General features: G+C 62.5%; 1 pseudogene. It reads left to right on the plus strand.

Annotation, left to right across the window (positions count from 1 at the left end):
• Positions 1-153: 153 nt before the first annotated feature.
• Positions 154-344 (plus strand): annotated as a pseudogene (locus HCA61_RS26095) (DUF3558 domain-containing protein); the annotation flags it as partial.

Consider the following 344-nt stretch of genomic DNA (forward strand, 5'->3'; position numbering starts at 1 on the left):
CCGAATTCGACTGGGTACGACAGCTTCAGTCGATCGACGTCGACACATAACCTGCACGCACTTCCCGCACGAATACCGGAACCGTCGCGGGAATCGTAGGCAGGACCGGTCGTGCTAGCGTCGAACCGATTTTCGGGCGGATCGGGGGGTCGCGTGAGCAGGTGGAGACGTGCAGCACTAGCTGCTGCAATCATCGCGGTAGCAGCAGCCTGCGGACCAACACCGGCAACAGAAATCGACAACAGCACCACCGTAACCACCGCACCAACAACACGCACACCGCGCATCGTCGACGACTCCGGCCGCCCCGACATCACCTTCGACCCCTGCCTCGACCTCCCGGA

The sequence above is a fragment of the Rhodococcus sp. HNM0563 genome, from assembly GCF_012726195.1.
Classification (GTDB): domain Bacteria; phylum Actinomycetota; class Actinomycetes; order Mycobacteriales; family Mycobacteriaceae; genus Rhodococcus.